At 66.5% G+C, this 15,028-nt stretch carries 17 protein-coding genes; 8 read left to right on the top strand and 9 right to left on the bottom strand.

From position 1 onward, the window contains the following. Positions 1-28: 28 nt before the first annotated feature. Positions 29-673, bottom strand: coding sequence for a DUF3043 domain-containing protein (locus tag VGP60_RS09565; RefSeq protein WP_327547553.1), 645 nt, complete (start codon positions 671-673; stop codon positions 29-31). A 169-nt stretch (positions 674-842) separates the two neighbouring features. Here VGP60_RS09565 and VGP60_RS09560 point away from each other — a divergent pair, with 169 nt between their 5' ends. After that, complete coding sequence (locus tag VGP60_RS09560) at positions 843-1,220, top strand: iron-sulfur cluster assembly accessory protein (RefSeq protein ID WP_327547552.1); 378 nt, start codon at positions 843-845, stop codon at positions 1,218-1,220. 78 nt (positions 1,221-1,298) lie between these two features. On the opposite strand, the gene VGP60_RS09555 is transcribed toward VGP60_RS09560, so the two are convergent. Next, on the bottom strand, positions 1,299-1,469 hold the full coding sequence (locus tag VGP60_RS09555; RefSeq protein WP_327547551.1) for a hypothetical protein: 171 nt from the start codon (positions 1,467-1,469) through the stop codon (positions 1,299-1,301). Between the two features lie 231 nt (positions 1,470-1,700). Here VGP60_RS09555 and VGP60_RS09550 point away from each other — a divergent pair, with 231 nt between their 5' ends. After that, complete coding sequence (locus VGP60_RS09550) at positions 1,701-2,690, top strand: carbohydrate kinase family protein (RefSeq protein ID WP_327547550.1); 990 nt, start codon at positions 1,701-1,703, stop codon at positions 2,688-2,690. Positions 2,691-2,767: 77 nt separating this feature from the next. Here VGP60_RS09550 and asnB read toward each other — a convergent pair whose 3' ends face one another. After that, entirely contained in the window at positions 2,768-4,702 is a 1,935-nt protein-coding gene (asnB, locus tag VGP60_RS09545) for an asparagine synthase (glutamine-hydrolyzing) (RefSeq protein WP_327547549.1), read from the bottom strand. 299 nt (positions 4,703-5,001) lie between these two features. Between asnB and coxB the strand changes: the two genes are divergently transcribed. Both coxB and VGP60_RS09535 read left to right on the top strand, forming a co-directional pair. After that, complete coding sequence (coxB, locus tag VGP60_RS09540) at positions 5,002-5,889, top strand: cytochrome c oxidase subunit II (RefSeq protein WP_327547548.1); 888 nt, start codon at positions 5,002-5,004, stop codon at positions 5,887-5,889. A gap of 21 nt (positions 5,890-5,910) precedes the next feature. Further along, positions 5,911-6,330, top strand: coding sequence for a cytochrome c oxidase subunit 4 (locus VGP60_RS09535; protein WP_327547547.1), 420 nt, complete (start codon positions 5,911-5,913; stop codon positions 6,328-6,330). A gap of 89 nt (positions 6,331-6,419) precedes the next feature. On the opposite strand, the gene VGP60_RS09530 is transcribed toward VGP60_RS09535, so the two are convergent. The 4 genes from VGP60_RS09530 to VGP60_RS09515 are packed head-to-tail and all read right to left on the bottom strand — an operon-like array spanning position 6,420 to position 8,676. Continuing rightward, positions 6,420-6,713, bottom strand: a complete 294-nt coding sequence (locus tag VGP60_RS09530; RefSeq protein WP_327547546.1) for a putative quinol monooxygenase — start codon at positions 6,711-6,713, stop codon at positions 6,420-6,422. A gap of 23 nt (positions 6,714-6,736) precedes the next feature. After that, positions 6,737-7,768 carry an anthranilate phosphoribosyltransferase gene (gene trpD / locus VGP60_RS09525; protein ID WP_327547545.1) on the bottom strand — a complete coding sequence of 344 codons (1,032 nt, stop codon included), beginning with the start codon at positions 7,766-7,768 and terminating at the stop codon, positions 6,737-6,739. A gap of 8 nt (positions 7,769-7,776) precedes the next feature. Continuing rightward, a complete protein-coding gene (locus VGP60_RS09520) occupies positions 7,777-8,187 on the bottom strand; it encodes a hypothetical protein (protein ID WP_327547598.1) in 411 nt (136 codons plus the stop codon). Positions 8,188-8,247: 60 nt separating this feature from the next. After that, positions 8,248-8,676 carry a hypothetical protein gene (locus tag VGP60_RS09515; protein WP_327547544.1) on the bottom strand — a complete coding sequence of 143 codons (429 nt, stop codon included), beginning with the start codon at positions 8,674-8,676 and terminating at the stop codon, positions 8,248-8,250. A gap of 106 nt (positions 8,677-8,782) precedes the next feature. Here VGP60_RS09515 and VGP60_RS09510 point away from each other — a divergent pair, with 106 nt between their 5' ends. From VGP60_RS09510 to VGP60_RS09495, 4 genes are all read left to right on the top strand, one after another. Then, complete coding sequence (locus tag VGP60_RS09510; protein ID WP_327547543.1) at positions 8,783-9,412, top strand: heme-copper oxidase subunit III; 630 nt, start codon at positions 8,783-8,785, stop codon at positions 9,410-9,412. A 76-nt stretch (positions 9,413-9,488) separates the two neighbouring features. Beyond that, a complete protein-coding gene (locus VGP60_RS09505) occupies positions 9,489-10,307 on the top strand; it encodes a c-type cytochrome (RefSeq protein WP_327547542.1) in 819 nt (272 codons plus the stop codon). After that, a complete protein-coding gene (locus VGP60_RS09500; protein ID WP_327547541.1) occupies positions 10,304-11,458 on the top strand; it encodes a ubiquinol-cytochrome c reductase iron-sulfur subunit in 1,155 nt (384 codons plus the stop codon). The genes VGP60_RS09505 and VGP60_RS09500 overlap by 4 nt, the downstream gene beginning before the upstream one ends. Next, positions 11,455-13,143: a cytochrome bc complex cytochrome b subunit gene (locus VGP60_RS09495; RefSeq protein WP_327547540.1), complete on the top strand. Its 1,689-nt coding sequence runs from the start codon at positions 11,455-11,457 to the stop codon at positions 13,141-13,143. Before VGP60_RS09500 ends, VGP60_RS09495 begins: the two co-directional genes overlap by 4 nt. A gap of 49 nt (positions 13,144-13,192) precedes the next feature. On the opposite strand, the gene VGP60_RS09490 is transcribed toward VGP60_RS09495, so the two are convergent. Both VGP60_RS09490 and VGP60_RS09485 read right to left on the bottom strand, forming a co-directional pair. Further along, complete coding sequence (locus tag VGP60_RS09490) at positions 13,193-13,471, bottom strand: Lrp/AsnC ligand binding domain-containing protein (RefSeq protein ID WP_327547539.1); 279 nt, start codon at positions 13,469-13,471, stop codon at positions 13,193-13,195. A gap of 140 nt (positions 13,472-13,611) precedes the next feature. Then, complete coding sequence (locus tag VGP60_RS09485) at positions 13,612-14,841, bottom strand: IS110 family transposase (RefSeq protein ID WP_327547538.1); 1,230 nt, start codon at positions 14,839-14,841, stop codon at positions 13,612-13,614. Between the last annotated feature and the right edge of the window lie 187 nt (positions 14,842-15,028).

Raw genomic sequence — 15,028 nt, 5'->3', positions numbered from 1 at the left:
GAAGGTTCGCCTTGCTAACGACTGTGGCTTAGATGGCATCGCCTGGGCCGACGCGCGGCTTCGGCACCCGCAGCTTGCGGATCTGGCTCGCGCGGATGAACGAGTAGAACCCGATCGACCGGCCCGCGATGGTCTCCTTCGGGAACTTCTCCCGCGTCATCTTGGTGATCCGGCGGCCGCTCATGATGCCCTCGACCAGCATGAGGAGCAGCATCGCGGTGCACAGCAGCGTCGCGTATTGCTGGACCTTCGGGTACGGCACGAGCAGCGCCACGAACACCAGGATCGCCAGCGGCATGAACAGCCCGAGCAGATTGCGCCGCGAGTCGACCACGTCACGCACATACGCCTTCACCGGGCCACGGTCACGCGGCAGCAGGTACTTGTCGTCACCCGCCATCATGCGGTCACGACGCTCCTTGGCGGCCGACCGGCGGTCTTCCTTGGTGGTGGGGTTCGCCTTGCGGATTTCCTTGTTGCGCTTGATCGCCTCACGGGTCGATCGCGGCGGCGGGGCCACCGGGCCGCGTCGCTTCGCCTCGGCTTCACGCCGTTTCGGGGTGGCACGTCCCTTACCGGGGGTGAACGCCTTGTCGGCGGCATCGATCACCTCCGCACCCTCGATAGTGGGGTCTTCGGTGTCTGTAGTGCTGTTGCGGCGCAGGAACCTCACCTCATCAGCCTATTCCAGTGCTCGGTGTCATGTTCAGCCGGTCGAGAGATGTGCGACCATTGAAGGGCACGGCAGCGCAGGAAGCCGTGTGGAACAGATCGGGAACTTCGGGTGTTGACGCGTAAAGGAGCACCCGTACCCACAACCAGCTCGACCCCGAGGGAGACCCATGACGACCGCTGAGCAGACCGGCAACGCGCAGCCTGAGGCCGCCGAAGCCACCCACGGCGTGACGTTGACGGACGCCGCGGCTGCCAAGGCGAAGGCACTTCTCGAACAGGAGGGCCGCGATGACATGCACCTGCGTATCGCCGTCCAGCCTGGTGGCTGCGCCGGCCTCAAGTACCAGCTGTTCTTCGACGAGCGCACGCTCGACGGCGACCTGTTCAAGGACTTCGGCGGCATCCAGGTGGCCGTCGACAGGATGAGCGCGCCCTACGTGACCGACGCCGTGATCGACTTCGTCGACTCGATCGAGAAGCAGGGCTTCACGATCGACAACCCGAACGCGACCGGTTCGTGCGCCTGCGGCGACTCGTTCCACTGATCGCCTGAACGACGATGGGCCCGTGACCGGGAAGGTCACGGGCCCATCGTCATCTGGAAGGCAGCTCGGTTCGGCGGCTCAGATGAAGAAGTCGAGTTCCGCCACCTGCGCGTGGCAGACGTCGTCCACGGCCCACGGCGGCGCCGCGGCGGGGCTGCTCGGGTGGATCTCGGCTTGCAGGGACCGCGGGATCTCACCGCAGTCGGCGATCAGCTCGCCCATGGTCTCGGGTTCGGTAGCGATACTCACGCCTCCCACGGTATGGACACTCGGCCCGCGGCAAAACCCATACCAATCGGTAGTGTTGCGCGTGGCCAGCGAAACACTCTTCCGGGTTGCTCTCCATGGGCGGTCCGAGAGTGGCCTCAGTCGCTTACCAGCCCTTGTCGAGCGTCACCCGGTAGTGTCGGCTGTCGTGTACGCCCCACCCGGATTCTCCGGATGGGGCGTTAAATGCCGTCAGCACGACAAGGAGAACCGGTGGCAGCCAACGCGCGGATAGCGGTATCCGGCAGCATCGCAACCGACCACCTCATGCACTTCCCCGGCAGATTCGCCGAGCAGCTCGTCGCGGAGCAGCTGCACCGGATTTCGCTGAGTTTCCTCGCCGACGACCTGGTGGTCCGCCGCGGCGGCATCGGCGCCAACATCGCCTTCGGGCTGGGCGTGCTGGGCGTGAAACCGATCCTGGTGGGTGCGGTGGGCGCCGACTTCGCGGACTATCGGGCCTGGCTGGACCGCCACGGGGTCGACACCTCCGGCGTGCACGTCTCCGAGATCGCGCACACCGCGCGGTTCGTCTGCACCACCGACGAGGACTTCTGCCAGATCGGCACGTTCTACGCCGGTGCGATGGCCGAGTCCCGCGACATCGAGCTCGCCCCGATCGCGGAGCGCGCCGGTGGCCTGGAACTGATGATGATCGGCCCCGACGACCCCGAAGGCATGCTCCGGCACGCCGAGTCCTGCCGTCAGAACGGCTACGAGTTCGCCGTCGACCCGTCGCAGCAGCTCGCGCGCATGGACGGCGCGCAGGCCCGCGCGTTCGTCGAGGGCGCGAAGTACCTCTTCAGCAACGACTACGAGTGGGAGCTGCTGCTCCAGAAGACCGGCTGGACCGAGGCCGACGTCCTCAGCCGGGTCGGCATGCGCATCACCACGCTCGGCGAGAAGGGCGTGGAGATCGTCGGCCGCGGCGGCCTCTCCCTGCAGATCAGCGCCGTCCCGGAGCTCAGCAAGACCGACCCGACGGGTGTCGGCGACGGCTTCCGCGCGGGCTTCCTGACCGCCGTCCACGGCGGTCTCGGCCTCGAGCGCGCGGCCCAGCTGGGCTCGCTCATCGCCGTGCTGGTGCTGGAGACCGTCGGCACCCAGGAGTGGACGTTCGACCGCGCCGCCGGGCTCGCGCGCCTCAGTGAGGCGTTCGGCCCCGAGGCGGCCGAGGAGATCGCTCCCGTCATCCCCGGCTGACCCGGCGTGGCATGAACGGACCTTTCATCTCGAATTTCGAGATGAAAGGTCCGTTCATGCCACTTTCGCCGCGTCCGTCAGAGCTTGACGGGGTACGACGGCTCGGGGACGTCGGGCTTGATGCGGTGCTCGACGAAGATGCCGTGCCAGATCATGAAGACCAGCAGCGCCCAGATGCGGCGGCTGTGGTCCAGCGTGCCCGCCTTGTGCTCTTCGAGCAGGCGCAGCACCACGGGCTTGTCGATGAGGTCGTCGGTCTTCGAGTCGGCGACGATGCCACGGGCCCAGTCGTACATCTCCTCGCGCAGCCAGAGCCGGATCGGGACCGGGAAACCGAGCTTGCGCCGGTGCAGCACATGCGCCGGGATGATGCCTTCGAGCGCGCGCCGCAGGGCGTACTTGGTGGTGTCCTTGGTGAGCTTCTGGTCCAGCGGGATGCCGGCGGCGACCTTGAACACCTCGGCGTCGAGGAACGGCACGCGCAGTTCCAGCGAGTTCGCCATGGTCACCTTGTCGGCCTTGACCAGGATGTCGCCGCGCAGCCAGGTGTAGAGGTCGACGTGCTGCATCCGCGCGACCGGGTCCCAGTCCTTCGAGATCTTGTACCACTCGGCCGTGACGTCGTGGTGCCCGACGCCTTCTTCGAACGTGCGCAGCACCTCCCGCAGCTGGTCGTCGCGGAAGATCCGGGCGTTGCCGTAGTAGCGGTCCTCCAGCGACAGCGCGCCGCGGCGGAGCAGATCCTTGCCGCGGGTGCCGTCGGGGATCCGCTTCGACACGCGGCCGAGCAGGTTCCGGACGCCGCCGGGGAGCTTTTCGAACGGTGCCAGCGAAATCGGCTCGTTGTAGACCGTGTAGCCGCCGAAGAGTTCGTCGGCGCCTTCGCCCGACAGCACGGCCTTGACGTGCTTGCGCGCCTCGCGGGCGATGAACCAGAGCGGCACGAGCGCCGGGTCGGCGACCGGGTCGTCGAGGTACCAGACGATCAGCGGCAGTGCTTCCATCATCTCGTCGGCCGAAACCGTGCGGACGATGTGCTTGACGCCGATCGCCGCGGCGGACTCGGCGGCGACGTCGACCTCGGAGTAGCCCTGGCGCTCGAAGCCCGTGGTGAACGCGATCAGGTTCGGGTTGTGCTGTTTCGCGAGCGCCGCGGTGGCGGTGGAGTCGATCCCGCCCGACAGGAACGCGCCGACCGTGACGTCCGGGTCGGAGATCATGTGCTTCGCGACCGAGTCCTTCATCACGTTCGCGATGCGCTCGTACAGTTCGTCGGCCTCGACCTGGCCGTTGACCGGCTTCGCGGCGAACTGCGGCTTGAAGTACCGCTCGGTCACCAGTTCGCCGCCGGGGGAGACGGTGAACGAGGTGCCGGATTCGAGCCGCCGGATGCCCTTGTGCAGCGACTCCGGCTCGGGGACGTATTGCATCACCAGATAGTGCTGCAACGCGATCCGGTCGAGTTCTTCTTTCACGCCAAGGGTTCCGGCGAGTTCGAGCAGGCTCTTCTTCTCGCTGGAGAAGGCGATCCCGTTCGGCCCGGCGGAGTAGTACAGCGGCTTGATGCCGAACGGGTCCCGCGCGCCGAAGACGACCTTGCGCTCGGTGTCCCAGATCATGAAGGCGAACATCCCGCGCAGCTTCTTGACCGCGTCGGCGCCGAGGTAGTGGTACGCCGCGACGATCGCCTCGCCGTCACCCTCGGTGTGGAACTTGGCGCCGTGCTCGGCGGCCAGCTGTTCCCGCAGCTCGAGATAGTTGTAGATCTCGCCGTTGAAGTTCATCGTGTACCGCTCGGGCGACTCCGGCGGGCCCCAGGTCAGCGGCTGGTGGGAGTGGTCGACGTCGATCAGCGCGAGCCGGTTGAAGCCGTAGACGACCTCACCGTGCGCCCAGGTGTCCGTCTCGTCCGGCCCGCGGTGACGCTGGCAGCGCAGGGCCGCGCCCACCGCGTCACGCGCGTCGGCCGCGTCGTCTTCAGTGGCGCAGATCAGTCCAAGCAGGCCGCACACGCGTACTCACACACCTCTGGTTGTGCCGGTCGGAGAAGTACCCAAGTATGCCGGGAACCCGGATCGGCGAGCCCCGGCGGGTGACGCGCCCGTTCCGGTTACCCCTTGGTCAGCGGGAACGGATAACTCGGCTAGGCTCCGCGTGTCACGAAGATCGGTCGAGGAGGCTCTGGGTGAAAGGGCGAGGCGCAGTGGGAATTCCCGAGCGCACCCGGGCAGTTAAGCCGGCTAATGCAGTGCTGTCTGAAAGCAAAACGACAAGCGCAGTCAAACCGGCGAGGTTCGGCAAGGTCGCGGTATTGGTCGCATTGGTCGCCATCACGGCGACGGGCTGCTCCGGTGACGAGATCCTGCGGTTCGGCTGGCCGGTGGGAGTCACTCCGCAGGCCAACGAAATGCGGAACCTGTGGACGTGGACGGTCATCGCGGCGCTCGTCGTCGGTGTCATCGTCTGGGCCCTCATCTTCTGGTCGGTGATCTTCCACCGCCGCAAGAAGACCGCTCCCGGCGAGCAGGAGGAGCTGCCGAGGCAGTTCCAGTACAACGTGCCGCTCGAGCTGTTCACCGTCGTGACGCCGCTCGTCATGGTCTGCGTGCTGTTCTTCTTCACGGCCACGACCGAGAGCAACGTCCTCGACAAGAAGAAGAACCCCGACATCACGGTGGACGTGATCGCGTTCCAGTGGAACTGGGAGTTCGACTACCCGCAGGCGAAGAGCGCCGAAGGTGAAGTGGTGAGCACGGTCGGCAGTTCGACCGAGATCCCGCTGCTGGTGCTGCCGACGAACAAGACGATCCAGTACAACCTGCGCTCCACGGACGTCATCCACTCGTTCTGGGTCCCGGAGTTCCACTTCAAGCGGGACGTCATGCCGTACCCGGAGAAGAACAACCAGGACTTCTCGTTCCAGAACTCGATCGACCGCGAAGGTTCCTTCGTCGGCCGGTGCGCCGAGCTCTGCGGCACCTACCATTCGGTGATGAACTTCGAGGTGCGGGCGCTGTCTCCGGACAAGTACGACGCGTACCTCAAGCTCCGCGGGCAGATCAACCCGAAGACGGGCCGGTCGAACTCCGCTTCCGAGGCCCTCAGCGCGATGAACTGCGGCGAGCTCTGCACTCCGCACGCCGTCACCACGGAGCCGTTCAACCCCGACCGCACCGCGCGCAGCGCGTCCGGTCAGTAGCCACGGAGTGAGGAAACGTCCATGAAGGTCGAAGCGCGGATTTTCGACATCGTCACGGTCTTCGCCTTCCTCGTAGCGGCGATCTACGGGGTGATGACGCACTACATGAGCGGGTACGGGACCGAGCCGGTCGGCCTGGTCGCGTTGATCCTGACCGGCGGGCTCGCCCTGCTGGCCGGGAGCTACCTGCGATTCGTCTCACGCCGGATCGAGGCCCGCCCCGAGGACCGCGAAGACGCCGAGGTCAGCGACGGCGCCGGTGAGCTCGGCTTCTTCAGCCCGGGCAGCTACTGGCCCATCGGCCTCGCGGCCTCCGCCGCGCTGGCCGGGCTGGCGCTGGCGTTTTTCCACATCTGGCTGCTCGTGATCGCGGTGGTGTCGTTGCTCATCACCATCGGCGGCCTGGTGTTCGAGTACCACACCGGCCCGAACCACGACTAGCTGTCTCTGGCTTTAATGCCGTGAAGGCCACGTTGAGGGACTCAGAGTCCCTCAACGTGGCCTTCACGGCATTTTGGGTAAGGCGAGTGTCAGTCTTTGGCGGGCTTCAGGACTTCGATGGTCAGCGGGGCCGCGAGCAGGTCCGGGATCTGTTTCGCGAAGGCCTGGAAGTGGTCGGCCTTGTTGTGCGCGGCGATCGCGTCCTTATCGGCCCACGTCTCGACCATGACGATCGCGGTCGGGTCCTCGGGGGCGACGTAGGGCCGGTACGAGATGCAGCCCTCTTCCTCGCGGGACAGCACGGCCAGCGCCTGCAGCTCCTGGACGAGTCGTTCCGCGGCCTCCGGCTTCGCCTTGAAGGTCGCGACAATGGTCAATGCCATGGGAACAGCTCCGTTCGTAGCGATTACTTGGCGGCGGTGAAGCTCGCCCACCGGGTCAGCAGATTGGCCGCCTCACCGGAGTCGACGGCTTCCGCGGCCCGGACCAGCCCGGCGGCCAGATCGTCGCTCAGCGAGCCGGAGAAGCCCTTGTGCGCGGCCAATCCGGCGGCGGCGTTGAGCAGCACGGCGTCGCGCACCGGGCCGGTCTTGCCGCTGACGAGCTGGCGCACCACTTCGGCGTTGTACGCCGCGTCGCCGCCGCGCAGGTCCGCGCTCGTGGCCCGCGGGATGCCCAGTGCGGACGGATCGAAGGTCTCGGTGCGCACTTCGCCGCCGGAAACCACCCAAACCGACGTCGTCGTCGTGGTGGTGATCTCGTCGAGGCCGTCGTCGCCGCGCACGACCAGGACGTTCGCGCCGCGGGTGGCGAACACGTCCGCCATCAGCCGGGTCTTGTCCACGTAGGCGCAGCCGATCAGCGCCGAACCGGGCTGGGCCGGGTTCGTCAACGCGCCGAGCAGGTTGAACGTGGTGGGCACGCCCAGTTCACGACGGGCCACCCCGGCGTGACGCAGGGCGGGGTGGAAGACCGGCGCGAAGCAGAAACCGATGCCGAGCTCGGCGACGGAGCGTTCCACGTCGGCGGGCTGGAGGTCGATCGCGACCCCCAGTGCCTCGAGCACGTCCGCGGCGCCGGACTTCGACGACGCCCCGCGGTTTCCGTGCTTCACCACCGGCGCGCCGGCGGAGGCGACGACCAGCGCGGCCATCGTGGAGATGTTGACCGAGTTGGACTTGTCCCCGCCCGTGCCGACGACGTCGACCGCGTGTCCCGCGACCTTCACCCGCTTGGCGTGGGTGAGCATCGCCTCGGCCATGCCGGAGATCTCGGCGGGCGTCTCGCCCTTCGCGCGCATGCCCATGGCGAACCCGGCGATCTGCACGTTGGTCGCCGAACCGGACATGATCTGGTCCATCGCCCAGAGCGTGTCGTCCCCCGACAGGTCGACGCGGGCGATGAGCTGGTTGAACAGGGACGACCAGGTGCGTTCCATCGCCGGGCTCAGCCGTTGACGACGGGTACCCGGCGTGCGCGGAGCACGTCGGCGACGGTCTCCGCGGCGGTCAGCGGGTCGAGGGGGTGCACCAGTACGGCGTCCGCCTGCGACCAGGTCGCGAGCCAGCGGTCGTCCTTGCGCCGCACCGAAACCACGATCGGCGGGCAGTCGGTGATCTCGTTCTTGAGCTGGCGGCAGAGACCGATGCCGCCGGTCGGCTGCGCCTCGCCGTCGAGGATCGCGAGATCGACGTTCCCGGCGTCCATTTCGGACAGCACGCCGGAGATCCCGGAGACCTCGACGTACTCGACCCTGGACAGGTCGGCGGCGGGCCGCCGGCCGATCGCGTTGACGATCGACTCACGCACCTCCGGCTTGTGGCTGAACACCAGGATCCTCATCGATTCCTCGCCCATCTTGTGTGCCTCCGGCCCGTCACGTGCAGATGACACGATGCTATCGGTCACACGCGCCGATCAGGCGGGCGGATCGAATACGGGGGCAGGGGCTTGAAGCGCGTCCCAGCCGAGAGCTTCGCCGCCGAGCCGTTGCGCGAGACCCGCCATCCGGGACCGCTCCTGCGCGCAGTGCAACGCGTCGAGCAGCTGGACCCGTGACACGTGCACAAGAATGTCGGTGGCCTCTTCGCGTACTTCGCGCAGTACGTACCCGTCTTGCGCGAGAACCCGTGCCGCTTCGGCCGTTCTGCCCGCGGGAAGCAGGAGATGGTGGCGCAGCACGGCTTGCCGGTCCGAGACCCAAGAGGGTGATCTAGCTAGCACTGCCGAGTCCGCCTCGGCCGGGTCGAACGCCTCCGCGACCACGACCAGCGCCGGGTCGTCCACGGAGAGTTCCGGCGCTTTGGGCCGTCTGAGCAGGTCACGGACACGATCGGCCAAACTCACGAGTAGTCCTCACTCTCTGTTCGGTCTCTTGCCGGTCCAGTGTGATCAAGTCGGGACGCGACCCGCCGTGGACCCAATCGGCGGGGGTGCGCGGGCAGAGGACATAATGCGATTCGTGACAACGGCATCTCCCACCATCAGCGCGCGGGTGCACTCGCTGAACAGGCCGAACATGGTCAGCGTCGGCACGATCGTGTGGCTTTCCAGCGAGCTCATGTTCTTCGCCGGACTGTTCGCCATGTTCTTCACCGTCAAGGCTCAGAACTCGAGCGGGCATTGGCCGCCGATCCTGGAATCGACGGGCGAGCCTATCCACCTGAACGTGCCCTACGCGATCTTCTTCACCGTGATCCTGGTGGCGTCGTCGTTCACCTGTCAGCTCGGTGTGTTCGCCGCCGAGCGTGGTGACGTCTTCGGGCTGCGTCGCTGGTACATCCTCACGCTGGTCATGGGCGCCATCTTCGTCGGCGGCCAGGCCAACGAGTACCGGAACCTGGTCGCGGAAGGGATCACCATCCCCTCCGGCGCCTTCGGCACGGTCTTCTACCTGACCACCGGATTCCACGGGCTCCACGTGATCGGCGGGCTCATCGCGTTCGTGTTCCTGCTCATCCGGACCAGGCTGAGCAAGTTCACCCCGGCGCAGGCGACCTCCGCGATCGTGGTCTCGTACTACTGGCACTTCGTCGACGTCGTGTGGATCGGCCTGTTCGCGGTCATCTACCTCCTTCCGTGATCCACCCGGGGCGGCCACCACAAGTTCGCCCCACCCTCCACATCGGCCCGAACTGACAGCAAGGGTTGCCGCACAGATGACCACCAGCAAGAAATCCCCGGACCGCCGCCTCCGCGCGCGGACCAAGCTGCGGAGGCGGTTCGCCGGCCTGCTCGCGATCGGCGTCGCCTTGGTGAGCGCGGGCGCGCTATACGCCGTGTTCGCTCCCGAGCCGCAGACAGCGCAGGCCCAGGAAGACCCGGCTCTGCTGCGCAAGGGTGAGCAGATCTACAACACCACCTGCATCGAGTGCCACGGCGCGAATCTCGAAGGTGTGAAAGACCGCGGCCCGAGCCTGATCGGCATCGGTGACGCGGCCGTGTACTTCCAGACCTCGTCGGGCCGCATGCCCGCCGTGCGCCAGGAGGCCCAGGCCATCCGGAAGCCGCCGAAGCTGACGCCGGAAGAGATCGACGCCGTCGGCGCCTTCGTGCAGGCACACGGTGGCGGCCCGGAGCGTCCCGCGGAGCAGGGTGCGGCACTTCGTGGTGGTGACTCGGCCCGTGGTGGTGAGCTGTTCCGGCTCAACTGCGCGTCCTGCCACAACTTCACCGGTCGTGGCGGTGCCCTCTCCGGCGGCAAGTTCGCGCCGAACCTGGACCCCGCCAACGAAGAGCAGATCTACACCGCGATGCTCACCGGCCCCCAGAACATGCCGAAGTTCTCCGACAGGCAGCTGAACCCTGAGGAGAAGAAGGACATCGTCGCGTACGTGAAGTCCGTCTCGGACGGCAACAACAACCCGGGTGGCAACGGCCTCGGCGGGCTCGGCCCCGCCTCGGAAGGCCTGATCGCCTTTATCGTCGGTATGGGCGCCCTCATCGGCGTCACGCTGTGGATTGGATCGAAGGCATGAGCGGCGACGAGCCGAAACCGCCGACAGACGCGGAACTGGCGGAGATGGACCGTGACCAGCTGGTCAAGCTGGGCACCAACTTGGACGGCGTCGAGCTGACCAACCTCCCGACGCCGTGGCCGGTCCCCGGCACGCGCGCGGAGAAGCGCGCCGAGCGGGCTGTCGCGCTGTGGTTCACCATTTCCGGGATCGCCGGGCTGGCCTTCGTCGTCCTGATGGCGTGGCCGAAGTGGTTCGAATACCGCGCCCCTGGCACCGCCGGTGACGTCAAGTACAGCCTGTACACGCCGCTCCTCGGGGTGACGCTGGGTCTCGCGATCCTCGGGCTCGGCATCGCTGTGCTGCTGTACACGAAGAAGTTCATCCCGGCCGAGACCGCGGTGCAGGAGCGTGGCGACGGCGGCTCGAAAGAGGTCGACAAGGCCACGATCGTCGCCCAGCTGGCCGACTCGGGTTCGCGCAGCACCATCGCGCGGCGTTCGCTGATCAAGCGCACCGCCGGTCTGGGCGCGGGCGCGTTGGGCCTCGCGACAGTGGCATTGCCGCTGGCGGGGTTCATCAAGGACCCGTGGAAGGACACGAACAACAAGGACTCGCTCTGGCACACCGGCTGGCAGCCGCAGCACGAGGGTGAGGTCGTGTACATGCGGCGCAACCTCGGCCCGCCCGCCAAGGGTGACGGCTCGGAGCACGACATCTCGCTGGTCAAGGCCGAAGACCTCGACGCCGGCGCGATGGAGACGGTGTTCCCGTTCCGTGAATCCGAGCGCCGCGACGAGCACGCGCTGTCGCTCGCGATGAAGCGCTCCGACAACCCGGTGATGCTCATCCGTCTCCGGCCCGCCGACGCGGCCAAGGTGGTCAAGCGTCAGGGCCAGGAGGACTACAACTTCGGCGACTACTACGCGTACACGAAGATCTGCAGTCACGTCGGTTGCCCGACCTCGCTGTTCGAGCAGCGGACCAACCGGATCCTGTGCCCGTGCCACCAGTCGCAGTTCGACGCGCTGCACTACGCGAAGCCGATTTTCGGTCCCGCGACCCGGCCATTGGCCCAACTACCCATTACTGTGGACGCCAACGGCTATCTGATAGCCCGCAGCGACTTCAACGAGGCTGTTGGCCCGGCCTTCTGGGAGCGTAAGTCATGAGTTCTCTGACCACCCCCACCAAGGGGACGAACGCCGCCGAAAAGGCGGCCGGCGCCGGTGCCACCTGGGCCGACGACCGTTACCACCTCGCCAAGGGCATGCGGCACCAGATCAACAAGGTGTTCCCGACGCACTGGTCGTTCCTGCTGGGCGAGATCGCGCTCTACAGCTTCATCATCCTGCTGCTCTCGGGCGTCTACCTCACCCTCTTCTTCGATCCGTCGATGGAAGAGGTCGTCTACAACGGCAGCTTCGTGAACATGCAGGGTCTCGAGATGACCCGCGCGTTCGAGAGCACACTGCACATCTCGTTCGAGGTCCGCGGCGGGCTCTTCATCCGCCAGCTGCACCACTGGGCCGCGCTGATCTTCGTGGCCGCGATGCTGGTGCACATGATCCGGATCTTCTTCACCGGGGCGTTCCGCCGTCCGCGTGAGGCCAACTGGGTCATCGGCTCGCTGCTGCTGATCCTGGGCATGTTCGAAGGCTTCTTCGGCTACTCGCTCCCGGACGACCTGCTCTCGGGTACCGGTATCCGCGCGACGCTGTCGGGCATCGTGCTCTCCGTGCCGGTCATGGGTACCTGGATCCACTGGGCGCTGTTCGGCGGTGAGTTCCCGGGGACGGACATCATCCCGCGGCTCTACACGATCCACATCCTGTTGTTACCCGGCATCATGCTCGCGCTGATCGGCGTGCACCTGGCGCTGGTCTGGTACCAGAAGCACACGCAGTTCCCCGGCGTGGGCCGCAAGGAGACCAACGTCGTCGGCGTCCGGATCATGCCGGTGTTCGCGCTCAAGGGCGGTGCGTTCTTCGCGCTGGTCACCGGCGTGATCGCGCTGATGTCCGGGTTGTTCCAGATCAACCCGATCTGGAACATCGGCCCGTACAACCCGTCGCAGGTTTCCGCGGGTTCCCAGCCTGACTGGTACATGGCCTGGGCCGACGGCCTGCTGCGAATCTGGCCCGCTTGGGAGCTGTATCTCGGGAACTACACGATTCCCGCGGTGTTCTTCCCCGGTGCGGTCGGGATGCCGGTGCTGATCGGGTTGCTGCTGGCTTATCCGTGGATCGAGCGGAAGCTGTCCAAGGACACCGCGCACCACAACCTGCTGCAGCGCCCCCGGGACAACCCGGTCAGGACCTCGCTGGGCATGATGGCGCTCGGCTTCTTCCTGGTGATCATGCTGTCGGGCTTCAACGACATCATCGCCGACCAGTTCGACATCTCCCTGAACGCGACGACGTGGGCCGGCCGTATCGGCGTCCTGCTCGTGCCGCCGATCGCGTACTACGTGACTTACCGTCTCTGCATCGGCTTGCAGCGCGGTGACCACGAGGTGCTGGAGCACGGGGTCGAGACGGGCATCATCAAGCGGCTGCCGCATGGTGAGTTCATCGAGATCCACCAGCCACTGGGCCAGGTCGACGACCACGGTCACGCGATCCCGCTCGCCTACCAGGGCGCGTCGGTGCCGAAGAAGATGAACAAGCTCGGCACGGCCGGTCACCCGGTCCCGGGTTCGTGGACTTCTCCGGACCCGGCCGAGGAGACGGTGGCGCTGGAGCGTGGCCGTGGAAACGGGCACGGCAACGGCCAGCCGGACAGCATCGGCGGTGCGCCGGAGGACGACGTCGCTCCGCGCGAGATCACCACCGGTTCGGGCAGGTCCGAGCAGTGACGTAAGACAAAGAACGGCCCCCGGAGACTTTCTCCGGGGGCCGTTTCGTTTATTCGTCGCCGATCGAAAACGCGGCTTCGGTGTCCTTACGTGAGTAGGACCGGAACGCGATATGCGTGTCGGTGTTCAACACCCCCGGCACCTTCCCGATCTTCGCGGGAATCAAGTCGGCCAGGTCTTCGTGGGCCGCGACGCGGACCGACGCGATGAGGTCGACCTCACCGGCGCACGAGTACACCTCGTCGACCCCCTCGATGTCCGCGATCGCTTGCGCGGTTTCCGGGATGCTGTCCGCTGCGGCGCTGATGAGCACGATCGCCGTGATCAAGGGGCTCCTCCAAGCTCGGTTCTGCCAGTCCAAACGATCGTAGCCCCGCCCGGCGAACCACCCACCCAGCCGCACGGGGACTACGGTGCCTTGCGTGCGAGAGATCGCCATCTGTAGTGAAAATGAGGTGACGTGTGGGTTCAGGCGGCGTCGCTGTGTGCGGGTGGTGGGGTGACCTCGACGGTGTAGCCGAGTTTGGTGAGGTCGTGGATGAGGCGGCGGGCGTGATGTGCGGGATCGTTGCGCCGGTCGAAATAGTCGGCACCCAGTTCGTCGTAAGACTGGTCACGGTCGAGCATGTGGTAGATCGCGGTGAGCATGGAATGCTCCACCGCGACCAACGCCCGGCGGTGCCCGAGACGGGGTTTGAGCCGGTGATACTGCGCGCTGAGATAGGTGTTCTTGGTACGGACCGCGGCCTGAGCCGCGTCATGCAGGAAGTCCGCGAGCCACTTCGGGCCTTTGCGGGTGCGCCCGGACGTGCGCCTACCCGCTGATTCGTGGTTACCCGGACAGACCCCAGCCCAGGAACACAACTGCGCGGCACTGCCGAAACGGCGCATGTCGGCCCCGATCTCCCCGAGAACACCCTCAGCGGTGCGGCGGTCGATCCCGGGCATCGTGTCCAGCAGGTCGATCTGCCGGGCGAAAGGGGTGACGCCCTCGGTGATCTCCACCCCGAGGGCGGAGATCAGCTCGTCCAGGAAATCGATCTTGGACAACACCGCACCGACCACCACGCCATGCCGCCGGGTGAAGCGAGCGGCCAGCGCCTCACGCAACGCGGGGATCTTCCCCCGCAGTTTCCCCAACGCCAACTCGGCGAGGACCTCAGGATCGGTCGTGCCCTCGATCAGGGCCAGAAGCATCGCCCGCCCCGACTTGCCCAGCACATCGGTGGCGACGCTGGACAGCTTGACCCCGGCGTCTTGCAGGATCTTGTCCAGCCGCTGCACTTCCCGGGTGCGTTCCTGGATCTGGGCCTTGCGGTAGCGGGTCAGGTTCCGCAGCTCCCGGATCGGCACCGGCGGCACGAACGACGGCCGCGCCAGCCCGAATTCGGTCAGCTCACAAATCCACGCCGCGTCCGCGACGTCGGTTTTCCTGCCCGGCACGTTGTGCATATGGCGGGCGTTGTAGAGCCAGACCTCCATGTCGTCCTCAAGCATGTAATACACCGGTTTCCAATACACCCCGGTGGCTTCCATGCCCACCCTGCTCACCTCATGGGCGACCAGCCAGTCCCGCAGCACCACCAAACCCGGCGTGGTCGTGGAGAACCGGTGTATTACATGGCCTCCCGCACCATCGGGCACCGAGGCGACCACCACATCCTTGTGCACGTCCAGCCCCGCCGGACACGCCGTCATTCGCTGCACCACACACCTCCGAACGATCTGTTCACGCCGTCTGGAGGGACCTCACCGAATGGATTCTGTAGCACGCCCTCGTAGAAGCAGGTCACGACGCCCGAAGTCCCCACGTCCAGCTGTCGTACGAGCTCACCCGCGTCAAGATGGCACGACGTCGACCAGACGACACCCACCATCATCCCCC

Source organism: Amycolatopsis sp. (genome assembly GCF_036008905.1).
Taxonomy (GTDB): Bacteria; Actinomycetota; Actinomycetes; order Mycobacteriales; family Pseudonocardiaceae; genus Amycolatopsis.
This window is presented reverse-complemented; position numbering and strand designations above follow the sequence as displayed.